10 protein-coding genes are annotated in these 10,109 nt (G+C 64.2%); all 10 read left to right on the top strand.

From position 1 onward, the window contains the following. The first annotated feature begins 421 nt into the window (after positions 1-421). Entirely contained in the window at positions 422-865 is a 444-nt protein-coding gene (locus E8F11_RS11705; RefSeq protein ID WP_280289001.1) for an NUDIX hydrolase, read from the top strand. A 55-nt stretch (positions 866-920) separates the two neighbouring features. Continuing rightward, entirely contained in the window at positions 921-2,039 is a 1,119-nt protein-coding gene (mnmA, locus tag E8F11_RS11700; protein WP_280289000.1) for a tRNA 2-thiouridine(34) synthase MnmA, read from the top strand. Beyond that, positions 2,036-2,656 carry a high frequency lysogenization protein HflD gene (gene hflD / locus E8F11_RS11695; protein ID WP_280288999.1) on the top strand — a complete coding sequence of 207 codons (621 nt, stop codon included), beginning with the start codon at positions 2,036-2,038 and terminating at the stop codon, positions 2,654-2,656. Before mnmA ends, hflD begins: the two co-directional genes overlap by 4 nt. A gap of 109 nt (positions 2,657-2,765) precedes the next feature. Continuing rightward, positions 2,766-4,136, top strand: coding sequence for an adenylosuccinate lyase (purB, locus tag E8F11_RS11690; RefSeq protein ID WP_280288998.1), 1,371 nt, complete (start codon positions 2,766-2,768; stop codon positions 4,134-4,136). A 60-nt stretch (positions 4,137-4,196) separates the two neighbouring features. Further along, entirely contained in the window at positions 4,197-5,363 is a 1,167-nt protein-coding gene (locus tag E8F11_RS11685) for a cupin domain-containing protein (protein ID WP_280288997.1), read from the top strand. Further along, positions 5,356-5,781, top strand: a complete 426-nt coding sequence (locus E8F11_RS11680; RefSeq protein WP_280288996.1) for a GNAT family N-acetyltransferase — start codon at positions 5,356-5,358, stop codon at positions 5,779-5,781. The genes E8F11_RS11685 and E8F11_RS11680 overlap by 8 nt, the downstream gene beginning before the upstream one ends. A gap of 8 nt (positions 5,782-5,789) precedes the next feature. Then, positions 5,790-6,419 (top strand): histone acetyltransferase HPA2, encoded by a 630-nt coding sequence (locus E8F11_RS11675; protein WP_280288995.1) that lies wholly within the window; start codon positions 5,790-5,792, stop codon positions 6,417-6,419. Beyond that, positions 6,416-7,225 carry a secretin N-terminal domain-containing protein gene (locus E8F11_RS11670; RefSeq protein WP_280288994.1) on the top strand — a complete coding sequence of 270 codons (810 nt, stop codon included), beginning with the start codon at positions 6,416-6,418 and terminating at the stop codon, positions 7,223-7,225. The genes E8F11_RS11675 and E8F11_RS11670 overlap by 4 nt, the downstream gene beginning before the upstream one ends. A gap of 513 nt (positions 7,226-7,738) precedes the next feature. Beyond that, positions 7,739-9,334 (top strand): isocitrate lyase, encoded by a 1,596-nt coding sequence (locus E8F11_RS11665; RefSeq protein WP_280288993.1) that lies wholly within the window; start codon positions 7,739-7,741, stop codon positions 9,332-9,334. Between the two features lie 159 nt (positions 9,335-9,493). Beyond that, entirely contained in the window at positions 9,494-10,093 is a 600-nt protein-coding gene (locus tag E8F11_RS11660) for a murein L,D-transpeptidase catalytic domain family protein (RefSeq protein ID WP_280288992.1), read from the top strand. Positions 10,094-10,109: the final 16 nt, after the last annotated feature.

The raw sequence follows: 10,109 nt of genomic DNA, 5'->3' as shown, positions 1-10,109 counted from the left end.
GCCATCCATGGCCCCGCACGCCTCTCGCGGCATCCATGCCGCTCAACCCCCTGCGCAACGCTTTCGCTCGGCCTCCTGACGGGGCAGAGTCGCCGCCCCACCTCTGCTGCACAGGCTCAGGCAATGACCAGGAGTCAGGATTACCGCGTCCTGTCAGGCGCGAGTCACCCCTCTACCTCTGGGGCGAAGAGGCACGCTTTCGGAAGCACCGCTTCCGGTGCCGATGAGCGACTGAGCGCGAAGCGATCAGGCNGGGGCGCAGGGCGGGGGCCGGGGGAGAGGGATGTGTCAGGCCGGTGCGCAGGTCTGAAAGGTCCGTGCTAGACACTTCTATTCGGTGCTGCAACAGCTAACGGAGACAGAGCCTTTCTTTTTGCTGCCGCCGACGCCTTATCATGTGCGTTTTCACTTGGAGCTCCCGATGAGCTGGCAACCCCACATCACCGTCGCAACCATCGTCGAGGACCAGGGACGTTTCCTGCTGGTCGAGGAACTGGCGGATGGCCGCGCGGTTTTCAATCAGCCAGCCGGCCATCTGGAAGCCGACGAGAGCCTGATTCAGGCGGCATTGCGCGAAACGCTGGAAGAAACCGGCTGGGAAGTCGAACTGACTGCCGTCACCGGCATCTATCTCTACACCGCCCCCAGCAACGGCGTGACCTACCAGCGCGTCTGCTTCGCTGCCCGACCGCTGCGCCACCACCCGGACCAGCAGCTGGACAAAGGCATCATCGGCCCACGCTGGCTGACCCGTGACGAATTGCTGACCGAGAAGGACCGCTGGCGCAGCCACCTGGTCCTGCGCTGCATAGACGACTACCTGGACGGCGAGCGCTTCCCCCTCAGCCTGATCCGCGTCGCCTGACCGGCCCGTGCCCTGTTAGAATTCCGCTTTTGCTTACCAGCCAGTGCAGATTCCCATGCGTGATCCAGCCAATACCCGCGTCATAGTCGGCATGTCCGGCGGCGTCGACTCCTCGGTTTCCGCCCTCCTGCTCCTCGAGCAGGGCTATCAGGTGGAAGGACTGTTCATGAAGAACTGGGACGAGGACGACGGCACCGAGTACTGCACCGCCAAAGTGGACCTGGCCGATGCCCAGGCCGTCTGCGACCGCATCGGCATCAAGCTGCACACCGCCAACTTCGCGGCGGAGTACTGGGACCACGTGTTCGAGCACTTCCTCGCCGAATACAAGGCCGGGCGCACGCCGAACCCGGACATCCTCTGCAACCGCGAAATCAAGTTCAAGGCCTTCCTGGACTACGCCCTGTCCCTGGGCGCGGACCTGATCGCCACCGGCCATTACGTACGCCGCCGGGACATCGACGGCCGCACCGAGCTGCTCAAGGGCCTGGACCCGAACAAGGACCAGAGCTACTTCCTGCATGCGGTCGGCGGCGAGCAGATCGCCCGCACACTGTTCCCGGTGGGCGAACTGGAAAAGCCGGCAGTGCGCGCCATTGCCGAGAAGTACGGCCTGGCCACGGCGAAGAAGAAAGACTCCACCGGCATCTGCTTCATCGGCGAGCGCCGCTTCACCGATTTCCTCAAGCAGTACCTGCCTGCCCAGCCCGGCGAGATCCAGACAGTCGACGGCGACGTCATCGGCCGCCACCACGGCCTGATGTACCACACCATCGGCCAGCGCCAGGGCCTCGGCATCGGCGGCATGAAGGACGCCAGCGATGATCCCTGGTACGTCCTGGCCAAGGACCTTGCGCGCAATGTGTTGATCGTCGGCCAGGGCAACGAGAACGCCTGGCTCTACTCCCGCGCCCTCAAGGCGTCCGATATCTACTGGGTCAACCCGATCGATCTCGACCAGCCGCGCCGCCTCAAGGCCAAGGTGCGCTATCGCCAGAGCGATCAGCCCTGCACCCTGGAGAAAACCGCTGACGGCTACGTGGCGGTGTTCGACGAGGCTCAGCGCGCTGTCACCCCGGGCCAGTCGGTGGTCTTCTACGACGGAGAAATCTGCCTCGGCGGCGGCGTGATAGAAAGCGCCGAGCCCCGGGATGCAGGAGTACAGCGCCCATGAACCAGACCCGCGAACAGCTCGTTGCCCTGGGCGCCGTATTCGAGGCCGCCGCGCTAGTGGACCGAATCGCCAAGACCGGCCAGATCAGCGAGCCGCCGCTGGGCTGCATGCTCGGCAGCCTGCTCATACGCGACCCGAAGGACACCCTCGACGTCTACGGTGGCGACGACATCAACCTGCGCGACGGCTACAAGGCCCTGGTCAGCGCCCTCGAGCGCGACCCATCGAGCCTGCAACGCGAACCGCTGCGCTACGCCCTGGCGCTGCTCACCCTGGAGCGCCAGCTGGCCAAGCGCGGCGACATGCTCGACGTCATCGGCAGCCGCCTGGACCAGATCCAGCAGCAGGTGCAGCACTTCGGCCTGGTCCACGACAACGTCATCGCCGCCTGCGCCAGCCTCTACCAGGACACCCTCAGCACCTTCCGCCAGCGCATTCAGGTGCACGGCGACATGCGCCACCTGCAGCAGTCGAGCAATGCCGCGAAAATCCGCGCCCTGCTCCTCACCGGCATCCGCGCCGCGCGCCTCTGGCGCCAGCTGGGCGGCAACCGCTGGCAGCTGCTGTTCAGCCGCCGCAAGCTGCTCAACGAGCTCTACCCGCTCCTGCGCGGCTGAGTCCTACGCGCCATGCGTCGCACGGCCATGGCGGGGAAGCGGTGAGCGGGACGAATTCCGTGTATGATGTGCGCCCCTTTTCGTTGACCGATTGTCCGAGAACGCCCTCATGCAGCTTTCCTCGCTCACCGCGGTTTCCCCCGTAGACGGCCGCTACGCCGGCAAAACCAGCGCCCTGCGCCCGATCTTCAGTGAATACGGCCTGATCCGTTGCCGCGTCCAGGTAGAGGTCCGCTGGCTGCAGCGCCTTGCCGCTCATGCCGGTATCCCGGAAGTCGCGCCCTTCTCCGCTGAAGCCAATGCCCTGCTCGACCAACTGGCCGAAGACTTCCAGTTGGAGCACGCCGAGCGCATCAAGGAAATCGAGCGCACCACCAACCACGACGTCAAGGCCGTGGAATACCTGCTCAAGGAGCAGGCCGCCAAGCTGCCGGAACTGGCCAAGGTCAGCGAGTTCATCCACTTCGCCTGCACCAGCGAGGACATCAACAACCTGTCCCACGCCCTGATGCTGCGCGAAGGCCGCGACCAGGTGATCCTGCCGCTGATGCGCCAGCTCGCCGACGCCATCCGCGACCTGGCCGTGCGCTTCGCCGACGTGCCCATGCTCTCCCGCACCCATGGCCAGCCGGCTTCGCCGACCACCCTGGGCAAGGAAATGGCCAACGTCGTCTATCGCCTGGAGCGCCAGATCGCCCAGGTCGCCGCCGTGCCCCTGCTGGGCAAGATCAACGGCGCCGTCGGCAACTACAACGCCCACCTCTCCGCCTACCCGCAGGTGGACTGGGAAGCCAACGCCCGCGAATTCATCGAAGGCGACCTGGGTCTGGCGTTCAACCCCTACACGACCCAGATCGAGCCGCACGACTACATCGCCGAGCTGTTCGACGCCATCGCCCGCTTCAACACCATCCTCATCGACTTCGACCGCGACGTCTGGGGCTACATCTCCCTCGGCTACTTCAAGCAGAAGACCGTCGCCGGCGAGATCGGCTCGTCCACCATGCCGCACAAGGTCAACCCCATCGACTTCGAGAACTCCGAAGGCAACCTGGGGATCGCCAACGCCCTGTTCCAGCACCTGGCCAGCAAGCTGCCGATCTCCCGCTGGCAGCGCGACCTGACCGACTCCACCGTGCTGCGCAACCTGGGCGTAGGTTTCGCCCACAGCGTGATTGCGTACGAAGCAAGCCTCAAGGGAATCAGCAAGTTGGAGCTGAATGCTCAGCGCATTGCTGAAGACCTGGACGCCTGCTGGGAAGTGCTCGCCGAGCCGATCCAGACAGTGATGCGCCGCTACGCGATTGAAAACCCGTACGAAAAGCTCAAGGAACTGACCCGCGGCAAGGGCATCAGCCCCGAAGCCCTGCAGACTTTCATCGACGGCCTGGATATGCCTGCCGAGGCCAAGGCCGAACTGCGCAAACTCACCCCCGCCAGCTACATCGGTAATGCCGTAGCCCAGGCCAAGCGCATCTGATTGGTTGTGAACCAGTGCACGCCCGGCTGTGCCGGGCGTTTTTATTTCAAAGGCTTAGATATGAATCCTGATACTCCTCTTCAACTTCTGGGCGGCCTTACCGCGCGCGACTTCCTGCGCGATTACTGGCAGCAGAAGCCGCTCCTGATCCGCCAGGCCATCCCCGAATTCGAAAGCCCCATCTCGCCCGATGAACTGGCGGGCCTGTCCCTCGAAGAGGAAGTCGAGTCGCGCCTGGTGCTGGAGCACGGCGAACGCCCCTGGGAACTGCGTCGTGGCCCCTTCGCCGAGGACGCCTACCAGAACCTTCCCGAACGCGACTGGACCCTGCTGGTCCAGGCAGTCGACCAGTTCGTCCCGGACGTGGCCGAGTTGCTCGAGCAGTTCCGCTTCCTGCCGAGCTGGCGCATCGATGACGTCATGGTCAGCTTCGCCACCCCGGGTGGCGGCGTCGGCCCGCACTTCGACAACTACGACGTGTTCCTGCTCCAGGGCCACGGCCGCCGCCGCTGGAAGATAGGCCAGATGTGCGACGGCGACAGCGCCCTGCTGCCCCATGCCGACTTGCGCATCCTCGCCGACTTCCAGCAGACCGACGAGTGGGTGCTGGAGCCCGGCGACATGCTCTACCTGCCGCCGCGCCTGGCGCATTTCGGCATCGCCGAAGACGACTGCATGACCTACTCGGTGGGCTTCCGTGCGCCCAGCGCCGCCGAAGTGCTGACCCACTTCACCGACTTCCTCGCCCAGTTCCTGCCGGACGAGGAGCGCTACAGCGACGCTGGCGCCACCCCCGTGAGCGACCCGCACCAGATCCAGCACGATGCCCTGGACCGCCTGAAGTCCCTGCTCAATGAACACATGAGCGACGAGCGCCTGCTGCTCACCTGGTTCGGCCAGTTCATGACCGAGCCGCGCTACCCGGAGCTGGTGGCAGGTGCCGACGTGGAGGAAGAGGATTTCCTCGGCGCCATCGAGGACGGCGCGGTACTGGTGCGCAACCCCAGCGCGCGCCTGGCCTGGTCCGAGGTCGACACGGACCTGGTGCTGTTCGCCAGCGGCCAGAGCCGCCTGCTGCCGGGCATCCTGCGCGAACTGCTGAAGCTGATCTGCGCCGCCGACGCTTTGCATCTGGAGAATCTCGGCCAATGGCTGGCCGATGACGAGGGGCGTAAGCTTCTTCTGGAACTGGTCAAGCAAGGAAGTCTGGAGTTTGCCGATGAGTGAGATACACGTCCGTGTTGCCGACTGGCAGAAGGACAATGCCGACCTGCGCCGCATCCGAGAAGCCGTATTCATCGCCGAGCAGTCTGTCGCGCCGGAACTGGAATGGGACGCTGAAGATGCGGACGCCGTGCACTTTCTCGCCTTCGAGCGGGACTATGCTATCGGCACCGCCCGCCTGCTCCCCGACGGCCATATCGGCCGCGTTTCGGTGCTCAAGGACTGGCGCGGGCTGAAAGTCGGCGACCGCCTGCTGCAGGCGGCCATCGCCGAAGCCGAACGCCGCGGCCTGAAGCGCCAGATGCTGTCCGCCCAGGTCCATGCCACCGCGTTCTACGAACGCCACGGCTTCAAGATCGTCAGCAGCGAGTTCCTCGAGGCTGGCATCCCCCACGTAGACATGCTGCGCGAGAGCCAATAGAGGCAGACATGAAGGAAAACGCCCCGGAACCCGCTGAGAACGAAGTCGAACTGCCGGCCATCGAATTCCAGTCGCCGGGGCGTTTCAGCGTGCACAACCCGCCTCCAGCCCAGGCCGAAGCGCCGGGCTGGGAGCCCGCGCCCTTCATCCTCGGCACCCACGATCGGCTCGAGCGCTTCAGCAACCCTGAAGACGCCCGCGCCCATGCCCTGGCCCTCATGCAGCAGGCGCGCCGCAGTCTCTGCCTGTACAGCCCTGACCTGGAACCCTGGCTCTACCACAACAGCGCCATCCAGCAGGCCTGCACCCGCCTCCTGATCAGCGATCCGAAATGTCAGCTGCGCATCCTGGTGCGCGACTTGAGTCGCGCCGTGAAGGAAGGCCACCGCCTGCTCAACCTGAGTCGGCGCATTCCCAGCAACTTGCAGATCCGCCGGATCAATCCGGATTATCCCTCGGAACAACTCGCCTATCTGATCGCCGACGACCGAGGCCTGCTCGTGCGCCCCGTGCCCGATCAGATCGCCGGCTACGCCCTGTACAACGACCCCGGAAGGACCCGGCTGCAGCAGACCCGCTTCGACCAGGCTTGGGACCTGAGCACCACCGACCCCGACTTGCGGAGCTTCCTGCTATGACCTCGCGCGCCCTGCTCGCCGCCCTCCTCCTGCTGGTCTGCCTGCCCCTGCAGGCGGCCACGGAGCTCATCCAGTTGCGCTATCGCACGGCGGACGAGATGCTGCCCACGGCACAGTCGGTGCTGGGCAATGAGGGCCGGGTCAGCGCGTATGGCAACCAGCTGATCGTCAACGCCAGCCCGGCCAAGATCGATGAGCTGCGCAATCTGATCGACCAGCTCGACACCCGTCCGCGGCGGCTGCTGATCAGCGTCGACACCAGCGACAGCAACTTCCAGGACGATCGCGGCTATGCGGTCAACGGTTCGGCCAGCGTCGGCGGCGTCGACGTCCAGGCCGGGCGCGGCGAAGTGCATGGCCGCGACCAGGTGCGCATCATCCGCCGCAGCACCGATAGCCGCGGCGGCGGCGTACAGCAGGTACAGACCACCGAGGGCTACCCGGCGCTGATCCAGGTCGGCCAGAGCGTGCCCATCACCACCACCAGCAGTGGCGCCTACGGCGAGCGCTACAGCAATACCGAATACCGCAACGTCACGCGCGGCTTCTACGTCACCGCCACCCTGAGCGGTGAACTGGTGCACGTCAGCATCAGCAGCAACCGCGATCGCCTGAACAGCAGCCAGCCGGGCGTGATCGACGTGCAGAGCACCGACACCAAGGTCAGCGGGCAACTCGGCGAATGGATCACCATCGGCGCAGTGAACGCGGACAATCAGTCCGACCAGAGCGGATTCCTGCGCCGCCACACCACCCAGGGCCATGAAGACATGACCCTGCGCCTCAAGGTCGACGCGGTCGACTGATCGAGCATTTTTTGACCGACCGGTCTCAGCCGAAAGTATTATGTAGTAGTGCAAAAAAAACACTACAAAACGTTTGACGAGCGCTTGTTTGAAGATGCATGATGGCCTCGCTCCCGCTAGCCAGGGGCCCTGGAAAGGGCCTCCGGGTCGCGCTCCCAGCCAACCAGCCGAGCCGATCCGTGTTGTGACAGCCCATAAGGCAGTGCGACAAGGTTGCGACTGGAACGAAGTTGTCCTGAGGGACGGGGAAGCGTCAGCAACAACCGCAAGATCGAAGGCAGTGCCCGGCAGATCGCCCATCGGTTACCACGAACCGGCAAGTGATCGAAGAGCGCAAAACCACCCCGTCGATCACGCGAGTGTGCAACTCGTCACCCTACCCTCGGCTACATCTCCCTTTCGGTCCCAGTCCTTCGACGCACTGCGGTGAGCAACCCGCAATAACCTTCAGAACGCAGGTTTTTGAGTGGGAAAGTCGGTGCTCAACCACATATACACTTTGAAGGATTGACCATGTCCGCTTATCAGAACGACATCAAGGCCATTGCCGCACTGAAAGAAGTGAACGGTAACAGCTGGAGCGCTATCAACCCCGAGTCGGTTGCCCGCATGCGCGCCCAGAACCGCTTCAAGACCGGTCTGGATATCGCCAAGTACACCGCGGCCATCATGCGCAAGGACATGGCCGAGTACGACGCCGACTCCTCCGTCTACACCCAGTCGCTGGGTTGCTGGCACGGCTTCATCGGTCAGCAGAAGCTGATCTCCATCAAGAAGCACCTGAAGACCACCAACAAGCGCTACCTCTACCTGTCCGGCTGGATGGTCGCTGCCCTGCGCTCCGACTTCGGCCCGCTGCCGGACCAGTCGATGCACGAGAAAACCGCCGTTTCCGGCCTGATCGAAGAGCTCTACACCTTCCTGCGCCAGGCCGACGCCCGCGAACTGGACCTGCTCTTCACCGCACTGGACGCTGCCCGCGCCGCTGGCGACAAGGCCAAGCAGGACGAGATCCAGGCCCAGATCGATGGCTACGAGACCCACGTGGTACCGATCATCGCCGATATCGACGCTGGTTTCGGTAACCCGGAAGCCACCTACCTGCTGGCCAAGAAAATGATCGAAGCGGGTGCCTGCTGCATCCAGATCGAGAACCAGGTTTCCGACGAGAAGCAGTGCGGCCACCAGGACGGCAAAGTGACCGTTCCGCACGAAGACTTCCTCGCCAAGATCAACGCTGTTCGCTACGCCTTCCTCGAGCTGGGCGTTGACGACGGTGTGATCGTTGCCCGTACCGACTCCCTGGGTGCCGGCCTGACCAAGCAGATCGCCGTGACCAAGCAACCGGGCGACCTGGGCGACCAGTACAACTCCTTCCTGGACTGCGACGAAATCAGCGCGGCCGACCTGCAGAATGGCGACGTGGTGATCAACCGCGGCGGCAAGCTGCTGCGCCCCAAGCGCCTGCCGAGCAACCTGTTCCAGTTCCGCAAGGGCACCGGCGAAGACCGCTGCGTCCTGGACTGCATCACCTCGCTGCAGAACGGCGCCGACCTGCTCTGGATCGAAACCGAGAAGCCGCACGTTGGCCAGATCAAGGGCATGGTTGACCGCATCCGCCAGGTCATCCCGAACGCCAAGCTGGTGTACAACAACAGCCCGTCCTTCAACTGGACCCTGAACTTCCGTCAGCAAGTGTTCGATGCGTTCGTTGCTGAAGGCAAGGATGTTTCCGCCTACGACCGCGCCAAGCTGATGAGCGTCGAGTACGACGAAACCGAGCTGGCCCAGGTTGCAGACGAGAAGATCCGCACCTTCCAGCGCGACGGTTCGGCCCACGCCGGCATCTTCCACCACCTGATCACCCTGCCGACCTACCACACCGCCGCGCTGTCCACCGACAACCTGGCCAAAGGGTACTTCGCCGACCAGGGCATGCTGGCCTACGTGAAAGGCGTTCAGCGTCAGGAACTGCGTCAGGGCATCGCCTGCGTCAAGCACCAGAACATGGCTGGCTCCGACATCGGCGACAACCACAAGGAGTACTTCGCTGGCGAAGCTGCTCTGAAGGCGAGCGGTAAAGACAACACCATGAACCAGTTCCACTAAGAGGAACTGCCACCGGCCGACCACGCATCGGCCGGACATGGCGAGTCGAGAAACCCCGGTGCTTGCGCCGGGGTTTTCTTTTGTCCCTGCCGTCAGCGGCGAGTTGCCAGGCGTACGGGCACTCTTACAATCAGCGGGGTAACCCATGGAGAACCGGACGTGCCGAGAACCCTGCTGCTGATCTTGCTGCTCATTTCCCCCGCCCTGCGCGCCGGCGACCTGGAACTGCTGATCGCCCAGCCCGCCCAGGATGAGATTCTCGGCGAGTTGCAAAGGAACCAGCACCCTCGCTTCGCCGTGGTCGACTACGGCCGCCCCTCCACGCTACCGCGCTTCTATCTCTTCGACAGCCGCAGTCATGCCTTGCTGGGCAGCTTCCGCGTCGCCCACGGCAAAGGCTCTGACCCGGACCACGACGGCCAGGCCGACAGTTTCTCCAACGCTTTCGGCAGCCGCGCCACCTCCCTCGGTCTCTTTCGCACCACCCAGGTATTCGACAGCGACGAGCCCGGCCATGGTCTCTCCATGCGGCTGGCAGGCTTGTCGCCAAGCAACAGCAACGCCGAAGAGCGCGCCATCGTCGTCCACGCCAACGCCTATATGGAGGACGACTTCATCCGCCGCCACGGCGTGCCAGGCCGCAGCTACGGCTGCCTGGTCCTGGCCAGCGCCGATCGCGACAAGGTGATCGAAGCGCTGGCCGGCGGTGCGTTGATCTTCGCCATCGACCAGCGGACCCAAGCACTGGTGCGCAACTGAAGCATGGCGATATGCG

The sequence above is a fragment of the Pseudomonas sp. BN417 genome (assembly GCF_029871205.1).
In the GTDB taxonomy this organism is placed as follows: domain Bacteria; phylum Pseudomonadota; class Gammaproteobacteria; order Pseudomonadales; family Pseudomonadaceae; genus Metapseudomonas.
The sequence above is the reverse complement of the archived record's forward strand: the minus strand, read 5'-3'. Positions and strand labels throughout refer to the sequence as shown.

Bases quoted from the DNA above. Each gene is read 5' to 3' on its own strand.
- purB (WP_280288998.1), top strand. From the start codon at position 2,766: ATGCAGCTTTCCTCGCTCACCGCGGTTTCCCCCGTAGACGGCCGCTAC.
- hflD (WP_280288999.1), top strand. From the start codon at position 2,036: ATGAACCAGACCCGCGAACAGCTCGTTGCCCTGGGCGCCGTATTCGAG.
- E8F11_RS11705 (WP_280289001.1), top strand. From the start codon at position 422: ATGAGCTGGCAACCCCACATCACCGTCGCAACCATCGTCGAGGACCAG.
- E8F11_RS11685 (WP_280288997.1), top strand. From the start codon at position 4,197: ATGAATCCTGATACTCCTCTTCAACTTCTGGGCGGCCTTACCGCGCGC.
- E8F11_RS11670 (WP_280288994.1), top strand. From the start codon at position 6,416: ATGACCTCGCGCGCCCTGCTCGCCGCCCTCCTCCTGCTGGTCTGCCTG.
- mnmA (WP_280289000.1), top strand. From the start codon at position 921: ATGCGTGATCCAGCCAATACCCGCGTCATAGTCGGCATGTCCGGCGGC.
- E8F11_RS11680 (WP_280288996.1), top strand. From the start codon at position 5,356: ATGAGTGAGATACACGTCCGTGTTGCCGACTGGCAGAAGGACAATGCC.
- E8F11_RS11665 (WP_280288993.1), top strand. From the start codon at position 7,739: ATGTCCGCTTATCAGAACGACATCAAGGCCATTGCCGCACTGAAAGAA.
- E8F11_RS11675 (WP_280288995.1), top strand. From the start codon at position 5,790: ATGAAGGAAAACGCCCCGGAACCCGCTGAGAACGAAGTCGAACTGCCG.